13 protein-coding genes are annotated in these 21,274 nt (G+C 71.5%); all 13 read left to right on the forward strand.

The features are described from left to right. The first annotated feature begins 36 nt into the window (after positions 1–36). Positions 37–3,501 (forward strand): hypothetical protein, encoded by a 3,465-nt coding sequence (locus HF999_RS17360; RefSeq protein ID WP_168547100.1) that lies wholly within the window; start codon positions 37–39, stop codon positions 3,499–3,501. After that, entirely contained in the window at positions 3,498–5,429 is a 1,932-nt protein-coding gene (locus HF999_RS17365; protein ID WP_168547101.1) for an AAA family ATPase, read from the forward strand. The genes HF999_RS17360 and HF999_RS17365 overlap by 4 nt, the downstream gene beginning before the upstream one ends. Then, on the forward strand, positions 5,422–7,023 hold the full coding sequence (gene eccB / locus HF999_RS17370; protein ID WP_168547102.1) for a type VII secretion protein EccB: 1,602 nt from the start codon (positions 5,422–5,424) through the stop codon (positions 7,021–7,023). Before HF999_RS17365 ends, eccB begins: the two co-directional genes overlap by 8 nt. A gap of 10 nt (positions 7,024–7,033) precedes the next feature. Continuing rightward, a complete protein-coding gene (gene eccCa, locus HF999_RS17375; RefSeq protein WP_168547103.1) occupies positions 7,034–11,254 on the forward strand; it encodes a type VII secretion protein EccCa in 4,221 nt (1,406 codons plus the stop codon). A gap of 94 nt (positions 11,255–11,348) precedes the next feature. Next, entirely contained in the window at positions 11,349–11,624 is a 276-nt protein-coding gene (locus HF999_RS17380; RefSeq protein ID WP_312854182.1) for a PE family protein, read from the forward strand. A 15-nt stretch (positions 11,625–11,639) separates the two neighbouring features. Next, entirely contained in the window at positions 11,640–13,022 is a 1,383-nt protein-coding gene (locus HF999_RS17385; protein ID WP_168547105.1) for a PPE family protein, read from the forward strand. A 50-nt stretch (positions 13,023–13,072) separates the two neighbouring features. Next, on the forward strand, positions 13,073–13,378 hold the full coding sequence (locus tag HF999_RS17390; protein WP_168547106.1) for a hypothetical protein: 306 nt from the start codon (positions 13,073–13,075) through the stop codon (positions 13,376–13,378). A gap of 32 nt (positions 13,379–13,410) precedes the next feature. Continuing rightward, positions 13,411–13,716, forward strand: a complete 306-nt coding sequence (locus HF999_RS17395; protein ID WP_168547107.1) for a hypothetical protein — start codon at positions 13,411–13,413, stop codon at positions 13,714–13,716. Between the two features lie 60 nt (positions 13,717–13,776). Then, a complete protein-coding gene (locus tag HF999_RS17400; protein ID WP_168547108.1) occupies positions 13,777–14,640 on the forward strand; it encodes an ESX secretion-associated protein EspG in 864 nt (287 codons plus the stop codon). A 78-nt stretch (positions 14,641–14,718) separates the two neighbouring features. After that, complete coding sequence (locus HF999_RS17405; RefSeq protein WP_168547109.1) at positions 14,719–16,497, forward strand: MinD/ParA family ATP-binding protein; 1,779 nt, start codon at positions 14,719–14,721, stop codon at positions 16,495–16,497. A gap of 6 nt (positions 16,498–16,503) precedes the next feature. After that, a complete protein-coding gene (gene eccD, locus HF999_RS17410; protein ID WP_168547110.1) occupies positions 16,504–18,075 on the forward strand; it encodes a type VII secretion integral membrane protein EccD in 1,572 nt (523 codons plus the stop codon). A gap of 7 nt (positions 18,076–18,082) precedes the next feature. Beyond that, a complete protein-coding gene (gene mycP, locus HF999_RS17415) occupies positions 18,083–19,504 on the forward strand; it encodes a type VII secretion-associated serine protease mycosin (protein ID WP_168547111.1) in 1,422 nt (473 codons plus the stop codon). Continuing rightward, the coding region (gene eccE / locus HF999_RS17420; RefSeq protein ID WP_168547112.1) for a type VII secretion protein EccE at positions 19,504–21,274 on the forward strand (1,771 nt) is incomplete at its 3' end. The genes mycP and eccE, both read left to right, overlap by 1 nt.

The following is a 21,274-nucleotide window of genomic DNA, read 5'->3' on the forward strand; positions in this document are numbered from 1 at the left end:
CCCCCGCGCCGCGCACGACCTGATTGAGGATTCGTTGTGATCGATCGCCCTGATACCCCCCACGCCGATGTTCTCCTCGAAGGCATCTGGGAGGACGAGGTGACCCCGGACGACCTGGCGTCACGGGCATTGTCCGCTGCGCAGGCGTCGTCCTACGCCTTCCGCGTCGCGAGCGAGGGAACCACGGCGACCGCTCAGCTGGGCGAGGTCGACGTCACCGAGTTCCTCGAGTCCGAGACCGGCAAGTGGGCGCAGGGCTTCATCGGGATCGTCCGGGTCGGCGAGTCGCTCGTCCACGTCTCGCACGCGCTCGGTGAGTTGGCGCGCAGCCTGCAGCAGGTGAATCTGGAGCAGTCCGAGATCGTCTACCAGGTCGAGGCCGACATCGAGGCCGCGCAGCGGCAGTCCGCCGTTGCCGGCGTCGACCCGGCGGAGCGGATCGCCGAGCTGATCGCGCTGGCCCGGGCGCGGGCCACCGAGGTCGCCGACAAGATGCCGACCCCGGAGCAGTCCACCCGGAAGAAGAAGCCCGCCGTCGGTCTGGTCAGCGGGTTCATGGCCTTCGGCCGGGTGCCGGGCACCAGCACTGAGGGCGTCGAACGCAACGGCCGGGTCGCGCGCACCGGGCACGCCCGTAACGGTGAGGCCCGCAACGGCTACTCGGTGCGCAACACCCGCGCCGCGCAGAACGGAAAGGTCGAGCACAACGGGCACGCGGAGGCCGCGGAGGCGGCCCCGATCAACGAGACCGACGGGCACGACTCGACGCTCGAGACGGCCCCGGCCGCCCTCGTCGAGCAGGACGCCGCAGTCCGGATCGAGGCGGATGCGGGCACCGTCGAGCAGGACGCCGCCGCCGCGGCGCAGGACGCCTTCGCGAACTCCGGCGACGAGACCACGATGGTCTTCGGCTTCATGTCCTTCGGCCGCACACCGTCGAGCGCCGTGCCTGCGGAGGCGGAGGTCGTCGAGCCCACGGACGGTGTCGAGCCGGTAGCGGCCGTCGAGCCCACGGTCGTCGAGCCCACGGTCGGCGCCGACGTCGACGCCGAGGTCATCGAGGGTCCGCAGATCGAGGATGCCGCGCCCGCGGCGCCCTCCGACGCGATCGACTCCGACCTCGACGTCGCCGACGTGACCGACACCAACGACGCGGCCCCGGTGGCCGAGATCGACGAGCCGGCCTCGGCCAATGGTTTCCTGGACCTCGGTCGGGTGCCCACGCGCGCGCTGCCGTCCGCCGACGACGCGGTGGTGCCGCAGCCGCTGATGAACGGCTTCCTTGCCTTCGGACGGACTCCCACGGCGAACGGGAGCTCCGCGGCTCCCGTGCCGGCGGAGCCTTCGGCCGCGAGCAGCGGTCCGATCCCGATCATGCCGCCGGCGCAGTTCGTGCCGATTCCGGCGTCGAGCCCCGTCGCCGCCGAGGTGGCGGGGCAGGCGACCGACGAGGCCGCCTCCGCGCTTCCCCTGACCGACGAGGCCCAGTCCGGTCCGGCGCCCGCGGTCGACGAGGTCCTCTCGTTCGGGCGGGTGCCGTCCACCGGCGCGTGGGCGGCGGGTGCGGGAGCGGTCCCGACGGTGCCGTCGTCGCCCGATCCCGAGCCGGTGGCGGTCGACCCGCCCGCGGCGATCGAGCCGGAGGTCGCCGAGGTGGACATCGAACCCGACGCAGTGGTCGACGAGGCGGAGCCTGCGCTGATCGAGTCCGAGGCGGTCGCCGCTGGACCGGCCGAGGATGCGGACGAGTCGCGCGATGCGGCCGACGATGCCGCGGATTCGTCGGAGGAGCAGAACGAGGCACCTGCCGACGACGAGGCGCCCGCTGACCTCGCCGCCGAGCAGGCGGCGGAGGCGGACGCGGAGGCGGACATGGACGCGGATGCGGCCGACGAGGCCGCGGCCGGGGATGAGGATGCGGATGCGGCCGGGGATGCGGACGTCCTCGCGGACGCCGCCGACGTGGTCGATGACGCCGATCCCGCGGAGGATCCGGACGTGACCGAGGACTCCGAGATCGAGAACGAGTCCGCCGAACCCGTGGAGGGAACGGAACCGGACCCGGCCGAGCCCGCCGACGCGACCGAGCCCGACGACGTGGCTGAGACCTCCGAGCCCGCCGATATGGCTGAGCCCGCCGACGCGACCGAGCCCGACGACGTGGCTGAGACCTCCGAGCCCGCCGACTCGGCCGAGCCCGCCGACCCAGCCGAGCCCGACGACCTCGTCGAGGATGCTGCGGTCGCCGACGAAGCGGACCCGGCGCAGGGACCCGACGAGCCCGCGCCCGCGCTCGAGTCCGGACCTGAGCCTGAACCTGTGCCCGAGCCAGAACCTGCGCCGGCGGCGGAACCCGCGCCTGAACCCGAACCGGTTCGGCCGCAGCGCCCGGCGCGGCAGACGGCCAAGACGGTCAAGTTCTCCGACCTGATGAAGGCCGCGGGCCGGACACCCGTCACCGACGAGCCGGTCTCGTTCGCCGTTGCCGCGGCTGCGGACCGGCGCACGGTGCCGGATCCGCCGGCGGAGCCGGAGACCCCGGCCGCCCCGGAGACACCTGAGGCGCCGGCCGCGCCCAAGGCGCCGCCCGTGCTCGCCACCGGTCCGGTGATCCTGGGACGCACGGAACCGCTCGTGCTGACCCGGCGGGCATCCCCCGCGGTGCAGCAGGTGCACGACGCGGTGGCCTCGATCCTCGGCTCGCTGCGCGGCTCGCCGCACGGCCCCGATTCCGGATTCCACTGGGCCGCCGGGTTGCTCGAGAGCGACTCGGAGGCGATCATGGTCGTCACCACGTCGGACGCGGGTTGGCTGCCGCCGGGCGTGGTGATCCCCGCGGGCGCGCGCGTCGTCTGGAACATGCCCACCGGCTACCGCTGGGCGGCCGTCGACGACCCGGTGCGTCAGCTCATCGAGTACGCGACGCTCGAGGACCTCTCGCTCACCGCGGTCGCCACCACGCATCCGAGCCGGGCCTACAGCGCCGTCGTGGGTGCCGAGAACCTCGTCGGTGTCGGTCGGCCGGGCAGGATCCTCGAAGGGGGCCGCAGCAGGCTCGAGGCCACGGTCTCGCCGGCCCGGCTGCAGCACATCCGCTCGCTGAACGCGGAAGAAGCGGGTCGTCAGGCCAGGGCTCTCGTTCGCGACCTGGAGTCGGTGGCCATCACCCCGGAACATGCGATCGGGATCGAGGCCGCCCGCCTGGACGCGCGCTGCTTCCTCGAGGCGAAGGGCACGGTGCCGCCCCCGGTGCTCGACCAGCTGCACCGGGACGAGCAGGCGCTCAGTGATGTCCTCCGCCTCGACCGGATCCCGGCCTCGGCCGAGGATCTGTTCCGCCCGACGCCCGACGCCCGCCGGCTGCAGGACCGTATGGTGGAGCGGGCGATCGTGGTGGCGACTCTTGCGGCGGCGTACGGTGACGTCGACTCGGCCCTCTACGCATGGACATTCGCCCGGTTCCTCGCGGGCCAGGATCAGGACTCGAATCAGGCACGATGACGACATCGAATCCCACTGCCCAGCGGTACTTCTCGCTCGGGCTGCGGTCTCTCGCGGCGCGTACCGACACGAAGGAGCCCGCTCAGGCCTTCCGGCTCGCAGTGGAGGCCGACCCCACGATGTGCGATGCGTGGATGGGCCTGATGGCCGTCGACAGGACCCGACTCGCCGATCCGGCCGCCGCGCGAGGGCTGCTCGAATCGGCCCGCAACTTCGGTGCGGAACTCCGCCGCAACGGCATGGTCGTCGATCCCGCCGAGGGCGCCCTCGGGCTCAAGATCCCCGTGCAGATGGGGGTGGTCGAGCTCGGCATGCCGGTCACCGATGTGATCTACGCCCGGGCCGGCGCAGCGGTGATCCTCGCCCAGGCCGGCTTCCTCGCCGAGGCGGCACAGGAGCTCACGCGCCTGCAGCGCGAGGTGACCGCCGACTCGCCGGCGCAGCGGAACTACGTCCGATACCTGTGGATCTGCCTGCTGGGGCTCGCGCACCGCTGGCCGGAGATCCTTTCGACGGTCTCCGACGGCCGCGAGCCGCTCTGGGTCTCTCCCGAGACCGACGGGGCCGTCCGCTTCTGGCAGCTCGGGGTCACGGCGCTCACGGCGCGGGCCCTCGTCGGGACCGGCGACGCGCATCAGGCGCTCTCCGCGACCAGGACCGCGCTCGCGTCCGAGGACTTCAAACTCGTGCAGGCCAGCCTGATCGTGACGCAGGCCTATGCCCTGCGCGCCACGGGCGACGAGGAGGGCGCCGTCAAACTCGTGCGCGACGCCCGCGCGTGGATCTCCAACCGCGCCGACCTGGACCATGCGGCCGCCGGGGGATCGCTGGAGGTGGTCACCGCGCAGTCGATGAAGACCCGCAGCGACCCGTGGAACCCGTCGTCGGGCACGACCGCGCAGGAGATCGAGCAGGCGACGCTCGACCGGCAGCGCGATGTCGTCCTCGCCGACGCCTGGCGCGAGTTGGACGGGCTCGTGGGCAGCCCCGATGTGAAGTCGCAGATCCGTCGTCTCGCGTCGAAGGTCGAAATGGACCGGGAGCGCAAGCTGCTCAGCGAGGAGCTCGGGGAGGAGTACAGCGAGGAGGAGATGCGCCTGTCGGCGATCATCACCGGCCCGCCCGGCACCGGCAAGACGACCGGCGTGCGGATCCTGGCCAAGCTGTACTACGGCCTCGGCGTGATCGCCCGGCCCGAGGTGTTCGAGCACCAGCCGAGCGACATGATGACGGGCTACGTGGGGCAGGCGGGCATCCGCACCAACAAGCTCATCGACGAGTCCCGGGGCGGCCTGTTCTTCCTCGACGAGGCCTACGGGCTGGTCGCGGGGGACGGCGAGGATCAGGCCTCGCGTTTCGGTCGCGAGGCGCTCGAGGCGCTGTTGGCCCGGATCGAGAACGAGGGTGACAAGCCGCTGCGCGAGAAGGTGGTCGTGGTGCTCGCCGGCTACGACGATGACATGAACCGACTCCTGCAGGTCAATCCCGGTCTCCCGCTGCGGTTCCCGACCCGGATCTCGTTCAGCTCCTTCACCCCGGAGGAACTGGTCGCGATCGCGGAGTCGGTGGCGGCGAAGAGTCGCGAGGAGCTGGGTGAGGGGGTGCGGGGCTACCTCGACGAGCACAACAAGCGGCTGGCGGAGGTGAGCGCGCTGGACCTCAAGGGGCGCATGTGTTCCGGCGTCGACCTCATGTCCAACGCCCGCTTCATGCGCACCGTGATCTCGGGCGCGCGGGGTTTCCGCGACTTCCGGGTCAGTGGCATCGACCGTTCGATGCTCTCGACCGAGGAGAAGCGCGCCCTGCTGCGCACCTTGGAGTTGGAGGACGTCCGGCTCGCGTACGAGGAGACGCTGCGCGTATCACCGAACTTCCCGTGGTCGGAGTGGCACTTGTTGGCGGATTGGCAGGCGGAGGCGAATGGCTGAGACGACCCCGGATCCGTCGAGCGCGAAATCGGGCCTGCAGGAGCGGGTCCGCGGTTTCCGGCTCACCTCGAAGTATCAGAAGTCGGGCGAGGCCTACCTGCAGCGCCGCAACGAGGAGGCGCTGGTCCGCCGCGATACGCGGTGGATCGACGACGTGAAGAAGTACCAGGGGTCGCCCCTGTACATCGCGCTCGCCGCCGGCCTGATCGGGGTGCTGGGCTGCGTCATCGGCGCGGTGATCTTTCCCGCGGGCAAGGTCAAGGACGGCGACATCATCCAGGACAGCCAGACCGGTGCCCTGTACGTGAAGGTGGGCGACGCGCTCAGCCCGATCCCGAACGTGGTCTCGGGGCAACTGATCATCGGCTCCCCGGCGAAGCCGGTGCAGGCGAAGTCGTCCGAGATCGAGAAGCTGCCGCGCGGACCGATGGTCGGGATTCCCTACGCCCCCACGGTGATCCGCAACTCCGACAGCACCTCATCGCGATGGGCCATCTGTGACAGCACGGCGACCGGATCGGCCGTCCCGCTCGACCCGTCGACCGGCCTGCCGACGACCGCCACCTCGGCGGTGAAGGTCACCGTCATCGGCGGGGAGCCGACGCCCGCCGACGGTACGGACGAACTGACCGGCGACCGCGCCCGCGTCGTGGCCTTCGACGGCCAGACCTGGCTGGTCTACGAGCACGACGGCGTGGTCGGCCGCGCGCGGCTCGACCTCGGCAACTCCGCGATCCGGGAGACCCTGGGCATCTCGATCGACCAGCGCGTGATCCCCATGTCGGCGGGCCTGTTCAACGCTCTCGCCGCGCGCGAGCCCATCGACGTCCCGCCGATCAGCGACCTCGGGAAGCCGGTGCGGTTCCCCAACACGGACAAGCTGCTGGTGGGAACGACGCTGCGGGTACCGACCGTCGACGGGAGCTGGACCTACTACGTCGCCGCGGCCGACGGCATCCAGCAGATCGGGCAGACCGCGGCCGCCATCCTGCAGACCGTCTCGCCCGTCAAGAGCGGAGTCGTGGAGACCGAGGCGGCCAAGGCGAACCAGTGGCCCAAGGTCGGCGGCCGGATCGCGGTGGACCACTTCCCGGCCGGCAAGGTGCGGATCGAGGACACCACCGCCGACCCGGTGACGTGCCTGGCCTGGGCGCACGACGGCGACAAGCCGACCGCTTCGGTGCGGGTCATGGTCTCCAGCGGGCTGCCGCTCACCCCCGAGCAGAACGCCGCCCGGATCCCGCTGATCGGGGCCGCGGGGTCGGCGGGCACCGTCGCCGACGATGTCTACCTGCCGGCCAACAGCGGCCGGTTCGTGTACGCCACGGGCTCCGCGAAGGACTCGCGCGAGCACAGCGGGGAGTTCTGGATCGCCGACACCGGGATCCGCTTCGGCCTCGACGATCAGGGCTCGAACGAGGTCGGATCCACGGCCAAGGCCTTGGGCCTGCGCAATCCCGTTCCTGCGCCGTGGACCATCATCAGCCTGCTGGCGCAGGGGCCGACGCTCTCGCAGGCGAGCGCATCCATCAAGCACGACGGCGGCGCGCAGGACCCGGTCGTGGCGAAGTTCGATCCGCGCGGCACGAAGTGAGGGATGGACGATGAGTAGGCAGGTCTTCGAGCCCCCACTGCACCCGAAGAAGGAGCCCCGGGTCATCAAGAAGGAGGTGGAGGTCCGGACCCCGGACACCATCGACGAGATCGACCCGCCCGGTAAGTGGCGCACGGTGATGATGCCGGTGGTCATGGTGGTCGCCGTGCTCGGCATGCTGTTCATGATGATCCGCATGAATCGGGGCTTCAACCCGGTGATGCTGCTCATGCCGATGATGCTGCTGTTCGGCATGTTCGCCTACATGGGCGGAGGTCCCGGCGGCAGCGGCAGCAAGTCCAAGGGGCAGCTGCTGCACGACCGCAAGCAGGCGAGTCGCTCGATCGGCGCCTCGCGGGAGAAGGCCCTCGCCCGCGGCCGCAACTACCACGACGCGCTCGCGCACGCCTATCCGGACCCGGCCGTCGTGGCCTCGCTCATCGGCACCGAGCGGATGTGGGAGGTCGGCGACGGAGACCCGGAGCGCCGGAGCCGTTTCACCGCGGCCCGGTACGGCCGGGGTCGCATCGTGCCCAAGGCCAAGCTGCTCACCCCCGAGGCGCCGGACGGCGAGTTCCTGGACCCGGTGCAGTGGACCGAGACCGTGAAGTTCCTGCACACGCACTCCACCGTCGCCGACATGCCGGTCGCCTTCACCCTGCGCAACCTGCCCGTGCTCGGCGTGGGCGGCGATCGGGAGCGCAGCGCGGGCATGGTGCGCGCGATGCTCAACCACCTCGCGATCACCCACGGTCCGGACCGGCTCCGCATCGCCGTCGTCGCCGACGCCCCCGACGGCGGTCGCTGGGAGTACCTGAAATGGCTACCGCAGGTGCAGCATCCGACGCTCATCGATGCGCTCGGATCGCGCCGCATGATCTACGGCAACTGGACCGACTTCCTCGAGGACCTCGCCGGCGGTGATGAACAGCCGGCCGCCGAGGGGGACCGCATCGTCGACTACGCCCGCCCGTTCACCACCGAGTCGGAGGTGACCGGCCGCACCCGGCACACCGTCGTGATCGTGGAATCCGCGGAGCGGGCCCGGATGACGGACCAGGCGATCGCCTCCCTCGCGGACGTCACCTGGGTCCTCATCGCCCCGCCCGACGGCGTCATCGACTCCTTCCCGCACGCCGTGCTCCTCGACGTCGACCAGGCGGGCATCGTCACCCGCTGGGACTCCGACCTCCCGCTGGAGGCGCCCAAGGAGATCGCCCGCGCCGACTACGTCGACCTCGTGGATGCGCACACCACCGCCCGGAAGCTGGCCCGCTGGGAGCTCGAGACCACCGCCTCGCTGCTGTCCAAGGAGCGGCACGACACCGGTCGCGATTGGGCGAACCTCGTGCAGGTCGACGATCCCGGGGCCATCGACGTCGTCGACTTCTGGCAGCGCATCAAGCGGTTCGACGACCCCCGTCGACTCAACTTCCCGATCGGGTTCGCGCCCGACGGGACCCGGATCTTCCTCAACATGCGCGAGGCGAGCCAGGGCGGCACCGGTCCGCACGGCGAGATGATCGGCACGTCGGGCTCGGGCAAGTCGGAGTTCCTGCGCTGCCTCGTGCTCGACGCGTGCCTGTTCCATCCGCCGTCGATGCTGAACCTGCTCCTGGTGGACTTCAAGGGCGGCGCGACCTACCAGGGCATGGAGGACATCCCGCACGTCGCGGCCGTGGTCACCAACCTCGAGAAGTCCGAGAGCATGGTCGACCGCATGATGGAGGTCATCACCGGCGAGCTCAAGCGGCGCCAGCAGCTCTTCGACAGTGCTGCCGCGAAGTACCCGTCGTTCAACATCATCGGGCTCACCGAGTACGAGAAGGCCCGCGAATCGGGGCACTGCCCCGACCTCGAGCCGATGCCCGCGCTGCTCGTGCTCATCGACGAGTACACCGAGCTCCTCGAGGCCAAGCCCGAGTTCGTCAACATCTTCAGCCAGATCGGGCGCGTCGGCCGGTCGGTGGGTGTGCACCTGCTGCTCGCGTCGCAGAACGCGGAGATGGCCCGCTCCCGCGGCCTCGAGTCGAACATCCACTACCACATCGCACTTCGCACCGGCACCGCCGGCGATTCGCGTGCGGTGATCGGTGTGCCCGACGCGAAGAACCTGCCCGGCAAGCCCGGCAACGGCCTGATCAAGACGCTCCACGAGGACGACCTGATCCGGTTCTACGCGGGATTCACCGGCAAGCCCTACTTCGCGCCGGAGGCGGCCCCCGAGCCCGTCGTGCGCGAGGTGGTCCAACCGACCGCCGACGATCTGTCCTCGCGCGGCTTCACGGCCCGTCGCGTGGACATCCCGGACCTCGAGGTCGAGATCATCGAGGACGACGAGATCGAGCGGACCGAGGAGGAACTGCTCGCGGCGCCGACGGTGTTCACGGTGGTCAAGGAGCTGCTGACGCAGGCCCCCGCCCGCCCGGCCTACAAGCCGTGGCTGCCGGAGCTGACCTCGACCACGCTGGACACGGTGGCACCGTCGTTGAGCGCGGACGAATGGGTGGCGCCGAAGGTGACCACCCCCGCCACCCTCAAGGCGCCCTTCGGCGTCTTCGACGACCCCGCCAAGCACCAGCAGCCCGTGTGGGAGCTGGACCTCTCGGGCGGCCAGGGCAATGTGCTCATCTACGGTGCGCCGCAGAAGGGCAAGACCACCGCGGCGATGACTCTGGTGACCTCGCTGGCGCTGACCCACTCCCCGGAGCAGGTGCAGTTCTTCGTGGTCGACTACACCGGCGGCGGCTGGATGCGGCTCGAGGATCTGCCGCACGTCTCGCGGATCGCGACCCGCGCCGAGGAGGACGCGATCAACCGGATCGTGTCCCAGATGTCGGACCTGATCGACCAGCGTGTCAAGCTCTTCCGCAAGTACCGGGTCAACTCGATGGCCGAGTACCGCCGGCTGCGCAGCGACCCCGAGTCGGCGGTGACGGCCGAGGACGCCTTCGGCGATGTCTTCATCGTGATCGACGGCTTCGACGCCGCCGTCACCGAGGGCGGTGTGTTCGAGGACAAGGTCGCCGTGCTGGAGGCGCTGGCCTCGGGTGCGCTGAACTACGGCGTCCACTTCGTGGTCACCACCGCGCGGAACACGGTGCTGCGCGGCCTCGCGAGCCACATGCACACCATCATCGAGGGCCGGGTGTCCACCGCGAGCTACGACATGTCCGTGGTGAACTCGCAGCGCAACAAGGTGGTTCCCGACCGGGCCGGCCACGTGATCACCACCGATCGCGAGCTGCTGGCGTTGGTGGCGCTCCCGCGCGCCGACGGCGACAGCTCACCCGAGACGCTCAGCGCCGGCATCGAGGAGGTGGTCGAGCGGATCCGCCGGGCCAACACCTCCGGCGCGACGGCGCCGAAGCTCCTCGCGCTCCCGGAGGTCGTGCTCCAGCAGGACCTGTTCTCCGTGCTTCCCGCCGCCGCGAGCGAGCGGGAGCGGGTGCGCCTTCCCTTCGGCGTGCGCGAGACCGACGGCGGCCTCGCCGTCGCGGACTTCGGGCGCGAGGCGCACATGTACGTGGTCGGCGAGAGCGGTTCGGGCCGCTCGGCCCTCGTGCACACGCTCATCGAGGCGATCAGCCGTCGGTACCCCACGATCGACGACGGTGCCATCGCGCTGCTCGATCCCAAGCGCGTGCACCGCGGCGCCTTCGCGCCGAACCCGAAGAACCTCGGGCTGCACGGCTCCGACCTCTACGACTTCCTGCGCAGATGGCAGGACAAGCTCGTCGAGTGGATGGGGGAGGGCGAGTCCGACCCGAACGAGGTCACCTACCGCCGCGTCCCCGACGCGGCCGACAGCGCGGCCCTCGCGCGACGGGACTGGTGGACCGGGCCCGAGGTGTTCCTCATCATCGACGACTACGACGCGGTCGTGGCGCGCGGCGACCGCACCAACCCCCTCACCCAGACCGTGAAGCTGATGAACGACGGTGTCATTCGGGGCTTCCACGTGATCGTCGTCCTCAACGACACCGAGTTCCTCTACAAGGCCAGCTCCGACCCGTTGATCCAGTTCCTGGACACGCACAGCTCGATGGCGCTGGCGCTGTCGGCGGACAAGTTCAACCTCAACATCGCAGGTGAGCGGGGGCAACGCTTCGGCATCCCCGGCCGCGGCCGGTTCCATCCGGGCCGAGGGGCGGCGTCGGACATCGTCCAGGTCGCCTGGAACGGGGTGCGGCGGGACGAGTCGGTCGCCGAGGAGGATGTTTGGGGATGAGAATTTCGGACAACTGGGGATTGACGAAATTTGACAATTCTGTTTTAGTTGCAACTTGAAAATCAAGCAAAGGGGATAGCAGGTGGGCCTGAACGTGGCGCCTATACAGCTCTTGGCAGGAACCAACGAGGTCCTGGCGAACGTCGCCACCACCTCGGGCTTGATCGGTGGTGCCGCCGGCACCATCGGTGCGGTGGTGCCCGCGGGCGCCGACGACGTGTCGCTGCTGGTCTCGGCGGGCTCCGCCGCGCACGCGGCGAACTTCCTCGCGACCTCCGTGGTCGATCATGCGGAGGTGGCCCAGTACGGCGTCAGCCTCGCGGCCGTCGCGTCGACCTACATCATGGCCGACAACGCCGTCCAGTTCTGACGTGAGTGTGATGTCGTGACCTTTCCAGCGCTTCCTCCCGAGGTCAACGTCGGCCGCCTGATGTCCGGGGCCGGCCCTGCGCCCGCCACGGCGGCAGCCGCCGGCTGGGCCTCGGTGGCGGCGTCGGTGAGCGCGCGCTCGGTCTTCCTCAGCTCGCTGCTCCCGCGCCTCGCGGCGTCGTGGCAGGCTCCGGAGACGGCGCTGATGACGCGCAATGTCGCGATGTACATGGCGCACAACGAGGCCCTGCGGGTGCAGGCGCTGCTCGCCTCCACCCGGCACACCAAGCAGGCGGCGGACTACTCGGCTGCACTGACCGGGATGGCCCAGCTGCCGGAGATCGCGCAGAACCACATCACCAACGGGGTGCTCAACGCGACCAACTTCCTCGGCGTGAACACCGCGGCCATCGCCGCGAACGAGGCGCAGTACGCGGGCATGTGGGCGCAGAACGCCTCGATGATGGCGGTGTACCTGGCGAACTCGGTCGCCAACATGACCTTCGAGCCCTTCATCCCGCCCAAGCCCATGGCCACGGCCATCGGCGTGCCGATCCCCGCCGCCGCTGCCGGCGCCGCGTCCGTCGGCGATGCCGTGGTCACGAAGATGACCCTCGCGGCGCAGGGCGCGCAGGCCACGGCCAGCATGCTGGCGATGCGCGTCGCGGGCGGCGTGCTCACCGCCACCAAGCTGGCCCAGACCGTCGCGGTCAACGCGCAGCGGTTCGAGCAGGTCGCGTCGAACGCGGCCACCGCGGAATCGCAGTCGCGCGACACCCCGGGCGCCGTCCGGACCACCACCGGGCAACAGCTGGGCGGCGCACTCGTGCAGCAGCTCGGCGGTGCCGTGCCGCAGGTCGCGGGCGTCGCGGGCGGCGTCGCCGCCGCCGGGGCCCAGCAGGCCCTCCAGGGCGCGGGCGGCAGCGCCCAGGTCGTCGGTGGCGGCGTGGGCGGCGGTGTCGTCTACCAGCCGATGAGTTCGCTCATCGGCGGCATCAACGCCGAGAACCGCACCAGCACCGTCGGGTACTTCGGAGCCCGGCCCGGCTCGCCCACGCTCGAGCGGATGTCCCGCGGCGAGCGGTCCACGAGTTCGGCGGCGGCCCTCCGGGCCGCGCCGGGAGCGCCGACCGCACTGCCGCAGGTGGCGGCACCGTCGAACTGGATGACGGACGGCCTGACGGTGGCGCCCCCGCCCCCGCCGGTCCCGCGGGTGGCCGTCGAGCCGCTGCGCCCGATCCTGCCGACCGGGACCAGTGCGCCCGTCGCGCGGTCGAAGGGCAAGCAGCGCGAGCGGATCGTGGTGCCGGACACCGCGGCCGTCCCGATCTATCAGGACTCGGTGCCCGAGTTCGAGTCCGTCCCCGTCGACGTGCCGTCGAGTGGGGAGGCGCGCTGATCCCCGCCGTAGCCCGCACCGACCGACATCATCTCTGAACTGGAGGAATCATGCCCCCGCAGATCTACGACCTGAACACCATCTCGCACGCCGCCGGTACCGCGAAGACCCACGACGTCGCCGCGATGACACTGGCGAACATCAAGTTCGTGCGCACCACCGCCGAGGCCTATCGCGCCGCCAACGCCGGCGACACCACCAACAAGGCCTCCGCGCACATGGAGGAACTGATCGCCGTGTGCAACGCCGAGCAGCAGAAGCTCGAGGCCGTGGCCGAGGCACTGGGTCGTAACGGCGGCCTCATCACCAGCACCGACGGCGACGCCGGCGGCCTGTTCACCGGCTACGTCGTCTAGACCGCCGCACCGATACACGAAGGAGTACCGAGATGACCTCCGCCGAGCGCATCACAGTCAACTACGCGAGCTACGACGGCACGTCCGCCGGGCTGGGCAAGGCCGCGGCCGTGGCCGACGCCAACATCGCCGAGCTGACGGCGAACAACACCGCGAACCTCAACACGGGCAACTGGGTCGGTGTGGACCAGGAGAGCTACCAGCACGTGCACGAGGTGTGCCTCAAGGCCAACGAGAACCTCGCCATGGCGATCCGCAAGACCGGCGTGAACATCCAGACCGCCGCCGCGATCCATCAGGCCGGCCAGGCGCAGGCCGCGGGCCTCTACGGCGTCTAGAACGATCGGGGCCGGTCTCGGACCGGCCCCGCAGGGCAACAACCGGAGGAGCGGGTAGCTGTGCTGCGCGAGGAACAGGCGGCGAAGCTGTCCGCCTTCGCCGTCGACATCGACGAACTGCTGCTGTTGATGCGGCTGTCGGACGTCACGGAGTTGGCGCCGATCGTCCTGGCGGTGCACCCCACCGTCTACCGGCCGGACGATCAGCTGATGGTCGACCTCGCCGTTATGCCCGGCCTGCTGACCGCGGGTCTGGTCGACGGCACGGGGCGCGTCGATGCCCAGGTGGCCCAGTGGCTGCGGGTCCTGCAGTCGCCGTCCGCCGAGCTCGCGATCCGCATCTTCGACGGTGACGCGGTGCTCCGCGGGGCGGCCGTGCGCCGCGCCGACCAGGTGGTCATCGCGTTCCGCAACGACGATCAGCTCACGGTCCAGGGCTTCACGACCGACCGCGAGGACTTCGACGCGACGATCGTGGAACCGTTGTGGCGGGTGCTCGGCGCCCGGGAGCCGGCCGAGTTCGACTCGCTCACCGTCGACGCCGCCGAGCTCGCGGAGATCGTCGCGACCTTCGATCCCTCCGTGGGGGACGCCCGCAGCGAGCGGGCGATCCGCGGCAGGCTGCGGGAGCACGACCTCTCGCCGCAGACGATCGACCTTCTCGTGCAGGCCGCGCGGTACTCCGGTCGACGGGCCGAAATCGTCTACCACCGGGCCGATTCCAGTGGCGTTCGGGCGCAGGCACGGTGGGCCGTCGGTGTGATGGACACCGACGCCGGCCGCGTGCTCTCGACGACGAAGCGCGGATCCGACGGCGTGCTCGACGTGACGATCAGTCCGGGAACGCGGCGGAGATTCTCCGAGGGACTCGTGGAACTGGTCGAGCGCGGCGGCTCCGCCGGGTGGTTCGACACGGTGAGCTGAGAGCCGACCCCTCTGGCTCTCTGACCTGCCCGTGTATTAATCTGCAAAACATACCGAAGAGTAAGAGAGGTGCAGTCCATGAGCGACGCAGCTACGAACGTTCGCGTGCCCTTTGTGCCGCAGAACGGACATGGTGAGAACACCACCACGGCCCCGGTGCTGCCCTCGACCGATACCGCTGCCGCGCCGGTGATCCGGCCGGCCGCCGCCGGACCGGTGTCCGAGCCGAGCGGCGAGTGGGAGGAGCCCGCGCTGCCCGAGGTCGATGATCTCGACGTGGCGGGTGTCGTCCCGACCGTCGCGCCGACCTCGCCCCTGGTCGTGCCGGGAGACGAGCGGCCCACCGCGGAGCAGCCCGTGATCGAGGACGAGCCGGTGGGCCCGTCCACGCCGGGCGCGTCCATCGAGGCCGACGGTACGCCGACGTCCGACGCGAAGGCCGAGGACTCGACGGCGGAGGGGGAGGACTCGGACCAGTCCGATGCCGCGGCGACCGACGAGCCCGCGCTCCCCGCGCCCGCGGCGGTTCCCGGCGAGAAGGCCGCGCCGAAGCCCGTCGCCGCGCAGGTGCCCGCGCAGCAGAGCGCCGCCGTGGCGCCGTCGCCCGTGCCGGTCCCGCAGCAGCAGTGGCCGGGCCAGAACGGGTTCTCGGGCCCGCAGGCGCCCGCCGCGCAGGCCGGTCCGGTCCAGCAGGCGCCCTTCCAGCCCGTACCGCCCACCGGTCAGTTCCAGGCGCCCCAGGCGTCCGGCCAGATCCAGCGACCGGCGTCGCCGCAGCCCTTCGGGCAGCAGGGCGCGCCCGTGCAGAACGGCCAGGCTCCGCTCGCCCCGCCGCAGCACCAGCAGGCCCCGATGCATCCGATGGGCGAGTCGCTCGCGGCGCCCATGTCGACCGCGTCCTCCTCGTTCAACCAGCAGATCCGGTTCTCGGACGCTGCGGTCCGCGTGTCCGGCTGGCGCGCCTTCCTGCGCCGGATGGGCCTGGACATCGGCCCCAGCGCGAACGATCAGGAACACGCCGAGCTGGTGCACCGCATCCGCGTTCCCAAGAACAAGTTCCACGTCACCAGCGTGTTCGCCGACAACGCGGGCGGCACGCTCATCGTCGGCGTTCTCGGCCAGATCCTCGAGCGCACCCGCGCCGACAATGTCGTCGCCCTCGACCTCGATCCCGACGGTGGCGACCTCGACCAGGTGACCGCGTGGCACCAGGGCGGGTCGACGGCGCGCACCCTCATCCAGCAGAGCGACCTGTCCGACCGCAACCAGGTCGACAAGCACCTCGCCGTCACCTCGACCAACCTGCACGTGCTCCCGAGCCCGTGGCGGTTCAACGGTCGCGATGTCACCGATTACGACGACGTCCTGGACCTGTACTCGATCTTCCGCCCGCACTACAGCCTCGCGCTGGCCGATGCGGGCCGCGGCCTGCAGACCCAGACGGGCACCGGTGTGCTCGAGATCTCGTCCGCGCTGATCCTGCCCGCCTCGGCCACCACCCGCGGCGTGCGCAAGGTGGCCGCGACGATCGACTGGCTGCGGCACCACGGCTGGCACGGTCTGCTCGCGAACACGATCGTGGTGATCAACCACACGAAGCGTCGCGGCAGCGTCTCGGTCGAGCAGTTCGACGAGCTGTTCCGCGCCGGCCAGAAGCTGCGCGTCCACGAGATCCCGTACGACCCGCACCTCGACTCCGATCAGCCGATCGACCTGGACCTGCTCCGCAAGGGCACGATCCGGGCCTTCGAGGAGCTGGCCGCGGACTTGGCCGACGGGTTCAACTCGGGCTACGAGCCGCCGGCCGCGCAGAAGCTGGCCGAGCTGCAGCAGGTGCGCACGAGCGAGGGACGCTAACCGACGATGGTCTTCCCGATCACCCCGGAGCCCGCCGCCGGTACCCAGCAGTCGGGCCCCGGGCGGTCCGCCGTCCCCGAGCAGGTGCGTGTCCTGATCGAGGTGGGGGAGAACTCCGTCGAGCGGAGCCTGTTGGCCCGCCGTCGGCTGTCCGTCGTGATGGATTCGGTGATCCCCGGGCTGGAGCAGATCTTCCCGGACCACGACTTCTCGACGACCGGAGCGTGGACCTTCGCCCGCGAGGGCGGGACCACGCTGGCGCGCGACAAGTCGCTCGGCGACGCGGGCGTGCTCGACGGTGACCGCCTGATCCTTGCGGAGACCTTCTCGACGCAGACCTTCCGCCCGCTCATCGAGAGCACCGCCGACGCGATCCAGGAGTTCTGCCGGCAGCGCTTCCGCCGGTTCGAGTCGGCGACGGCGCGGGCGCTCGGCCTCGTCGCGCTGGTGCTCGGTGCGGGGGTGTTCTCGGCGCTGGTGCTCACCGCGTGGTTCGCGCATTCCAGTGCCCTGTGGTGGTTCCCGGTGGCGGCGCTCGGTGCGATCGCGGTGGTCCTGGCCGCCCTCTCCGCCGACCGGCAGTACGGCGCGCGCCAGGTGGCCTACGCCCTGCAGATCGCTGCGGGCCCGGTGCTGTTCGCGGCCGGGTTCGTCCTCATCCCGCCGGACGGGGGCGCCGACGGTGCCTTCACCGCCGCCAACGTCCTCGTCGGCGCGCTGTTCGCGCTGATCGGCGTGATCGTGCTGGGCCGCGCGAGCGGGCTCGGCGCGGCGGTCCTCGCGGGCCTCGGTCTCGCGGCCGCCGTCACGGTGGTGGCGAGCGCGCTGTTCGCGTACACGCCGCTGGACCGCCCGGCCATCCCCGCGATCGGTGTGATCGGCGGCCTCCTGCTGGCGAACTGGGCGCAGGGCTGGGCCCTGATGCTGGCCCGGGTGCGGCCCGACACGCTCCCGCCGCCGGGCGAGGACATCGACCGCAACGAGCTCGACGCGGCGTACCACGTGGACACCTTCGACGACGAGAGCACCACGGAGCTCGCTCGCGCGCAGGAGAACACCGGCCTCGAGCGCAAGGCGCGCACCGCGGCCAAGCTCCTGACCGGGTTCTACGTCGCGATCGCGGGCGTGCTGGTGGTCTCCGCGCTCACCGTCCTGGTGCCGCACAGCCACTACTTCTGGGGCGAGGTCGTGATCGCGGCGCTGGTCTCGGTGATCTGCGTGCTGCGCGGGCGCACCCTCGACGACCGCGTGCACGCGACCGTCTTCTTCGTCGCCGGATTCCTCGTGGCGGCCGGCCTCGCGGTGATCCTGGTGACCGCCGTCGACTCCGATCTCGCGCGCCTGGCGGTGATCGTCGTGAGCGCGATCGCGCTCGCCGCCTTCGGCACCGGCGCGCTGCTGCTCGCGGATCGCGTGTCCACCGACCCGGCGGGACACGGCCGCCCGCTGTCCGCGCGTCTGATGGGGCGCATCGAGTTCGGGGAGAAGTTCGCGATCTTCGCCGTGGTCATGCTCGCGCTGTGGACCACCCGGGTGTTCGCGTTCATGCGTGAACTCGACCTGTCGTTCCTGAAGTAGAGGGGCCGTGCGCGCACTCCCACAGACGGCCCTCGCCCTGGCCGCCACCGTCACCGTCGTCATCGCCGGGAGCTGGGCACCCGCCGTGTCCGGCGCCGTCGTACCGCCCGTCGCCGATATCGGTGGCGCTCCGCCCGATTCCGACGGCCCGGAACGCCCGCTGCGGTTCAACAACCCCCGCTGCGTGGAGCCCGGCGTGCTGCCGAACTCGAACCTGGCGGCGCCGCCGGCACCGTCGAACACCCTGCGGATCGACGAGGCGCACAAGTTCTCCACCGGAGCGGGCGTGACGGTGGCGGTGCTCAGCACCGGCGTGCGGCCGCAGGCGCGGCTGCGCGGGCTGGACGGTGCGGGCGACAACATGGCGACCGCGGATCGTGGTCTGGTGGACTGCGATTCGACCGGGACGCTCGTGGCGGGCATCGTCGCCGCACAGCCCGCCGCGGGCGACGGCTTCGTGGGGGTGGCGCCGGACGCGCGGGTCCTCTCGATCCGGGTCGACTCCTCGGCGTTCTCGCTGCAGAACACACCCGCCGCAGACGCCGACCCCAACCAGAGCCGCGCGGCGGTCACCACCCGCAGCATCGCCCGCGCGATCGTGCGCGCCGCCAACCGCGGCGCCAAGGTCATCGTGGTGCCGGAGCCGGTGTGCATGGCCGCCGACAACCAGTTCCGCCAACGCGAGATCGGCGGCGCGGTCGCCTACGCGCTGCGCGCCAAGGACGCACTGGTGGTCGTGGGCGCCGGCGCCACGGACCGCAAGGGCAGCAGCGTCGGGGCGAACGACTGCAAGGCCAATCCCGACCCCGACCCGGGACAGCCCGACGATCCCCGCGGTTGGCGGGCCGTGACCACCGTCGCCACCCCGAACTGGTTCGACGGGCAGGTCCTGTCGGTGGGGGCCACCGACGCGCAGGGCACGCCGCTGGTCGGCTCGTTGAACGGCCCGTGGCTCGACGTGTCCGCCCCCGGCGCGGGACTGATCTCGCTGAGCTCGCGCGGCGGCGACGGCGTGGTGAACGGCGTCCCGTCGGACCGCACGCTGGTGCCCTTCGCGGGCCCGGAGTACGCGGCGGCCTACGCGGCCGGTACCGCGGCGCTGATCCGCTCCCGGTACCCGCACCTCAAGGCGACGGAGGTCGCGGCCCGCATGGTCGCGACGGCGCACGCCCCGGGGCGCGGCACCGACAACAAGGTGGGCCGCGGCCTCATCGACCCGGTCGCGGCGCTGACCGCGAACGTGCCGGACGTGGACACCGACATCGACCCGCAGTCGGTGCAGAAACTGCTCGTGCCGCCGCCCCCGCCCGAGCCGGACACGCGGCCGCGGCGCACCGCCGCGATCGTGGCCGGCGCGGGCGTGATCGCGCTGGTGGTGCTCGGTGGTGTCGTGGCGCTGACCCGCCCCGGCCGGAAGCGGAGGGCGTGATGGACACCGAGGCTCCCACTCATCCCGAGATCGCCCGGCGGCGAAGGCTGTTCGGCATCCGGGTCACCCTGCGCCGGGCGCTGGTGTGGGCCGTGCTCTCGGCCCTGCTCGCGGCGGTACTCATCGACGTCTGGCCCCTGTGGGCCGTCATCGCGCTGGCCGTGGCGGGCGCCCTCGTGGCCTTCGTCTCCGTGCGCGGCACGGTCCTCACCGAGAAGATCGGCGCCCGCTACCGGTACCTGCGCCGCCGGCGCCGCGCCTCCGGCGGCATCCCCGGCCGCGTGATCGACGTCGACGGCTGCGGCGTCCGCCAGGACGACGGCTACGAGCTGGTCTCGGCGATCGAGCTCACGGCGGACCCGTCGGAGACCCGCCTGCGCGAGGGCCGGGCCCACGCCGCGGACACGGTACCGCTGGACCTGCTGGCGACGATGATGACGCAGTACGGCCTCGACGTGGACATCGACGTCGCGTCCGTGGGCCGCCGCGTGCCGCCCGGCCCCGCGTACCGCGCGTCCTACGCGCAGGGCGTGCGCTTCTACTCCGCGATGGCGGAGCGCTCCACCTGGCTGGTGCTGCGCGTGAACACGCAGCGCAACCTCGCGGGCATCGTGCGCCGCGGGCCGTCCCGCACTGCCGGCCCCAAGGCCCTCATGGCGGCGACCCGCCGTCTGGAGCAGCGCCTGCAGGAGCGGCTGATCCGTGCCCGCGTGCTGCCCGCCGAGGAGCTCGCGCGGCTGGACGCGCGGATGACCTTCGGCGCGGATCCCCTGGGCGGCTCCGAGAACTGGCACAACATCGAGCACGGTTCCGAGTTCGCCACCACCTACCTCGTCGACCCGGTGCGCACCTCCACGGAGAAGCTCGACCGCTGGTGGGGCCTCGACAGCGACAGCACCGCCGTCGTGCTGCGCCTGCGCAAGGCCACCGCGCAGTCGCCGGTCGAGATCAGCGGGCTGGTGCGCTACGACACCGCGGTGCCGATCGTCGACAACCTCGACGACGCCCTCGTTCCCGTCCCCGGCCGGCAGATGGAGCTCACGCGGGGCACGCTGCCCGGCGGCGGGTCCAGCATCGTCGACCTGCCGTCCGCGCCGCTCACCGCACTCGGCGCCGTCGAGATCCCCGTCGGCCCCGCCGGCCCGGTGTGGGGCATCTCCGGCACCGACGCCATCGCGCTGCCCCTGTTCGACGGTTCGCCCGTCCCCGAGACCCTGCGCGTCGAGTTCGCGACCGAGCTGATCGCGCTGCAGCTGGTGCTGCTGCGCTCGGTGGGCGCGGGCGCGTCGGTCGCGGTGCACACGAACCGCCCGGAGCAGTGGGCGACGCTCGCGGCCACGCTGGCGGACCCGTCGCGCTTCCGCATCGCCGACGGTGCCGGGGGTCGCCCGGCCGACATCACCGTCTTCGACGGTGCCCCCGCGGATGCGGTGCCCGAGCGCACGATGCTCACCTTCCGCAAGCCCGGTCGCCCGTCACTCGGCGCGAACGCCGATCTCGTGGTCGAGCAGGTCTCGGCGTCGAAGGTCCGGGTCGCGATCGGCGGCCGCCCGCCGATCGAGATCGTGCTCAACCCGACCGACGAGGAACTTCGGTACTGCGACGTCCAGGCCCAGCAGGTGGTGCCCGTGGTGCCCCTCCCGCCGCCCCCGCGGATGCCGCGACAGGCGCCCACCCAGCCGCGGCTCGCACCGGTGCAGGCCCCGCCGGCCGCAGTCCAGGGCCCGCCGGTGGCGCCCCCGCCGCCGGCGACCCCGCAGCAGCCGGCGG

It is taken from the genome of Tsukamurella spumae, from assembly GCF_012396015.1.
Lineage (GTDB): Bacteria > Actinomycetota > Actinomycetes > Mycobacteriales > Mycobacteriaceae > Tsukamurella > Tsukamurella spumae.

Coding starts and splice junctions, on each gene's coding strand:
- eccCa (WP_168547103.1), top strand. CDS start 7,034: ATGAGTAGGCAGGTCTTCGAGCCCCCACTGCACCCGAAGAAGGAGCCC.
- eccD (WP_168547110.1), top strand. CDS start 16,504: ATGGTCTTCCCGATCACCCCGGAGCCCGCCGCCGGTACCCAGCAGTCG.
- HF999_RS17365 (WP_168547101.1), top strand. CDS start 3,498: ATGACGACATCGAATCCCACTGCCCAGCGGTACTTCTCGCTCGGGCTG.
- HF999_RS17405 (WP_168547109.1), top strand. CDS start 14,719: ATGAGCGACGCAGCTACGAACGTTCGCGTGCCCTTTGTGCCGCAGAAC.
- HF999_RS17395 (WP_168547107.1), top strand. CDS start 13,411: ATGACCTCCGCCGAGCGCATCACAGTCAACTACGCGAGCTACGACGGC.
- HF999_RS17390 (WP_168547106.1), top strand. CDS start 13,073: ATGCCCCCGCAGATCTACGACCTGAACACCATCTCGCACGCCGCCGGT.
- eccB (WP_168547102.1), top strand. CDS start 5,422: ATGGCTGAGACGACCCCGGATCCGTCGAGCGCGAAATCGGGCCTGCAG.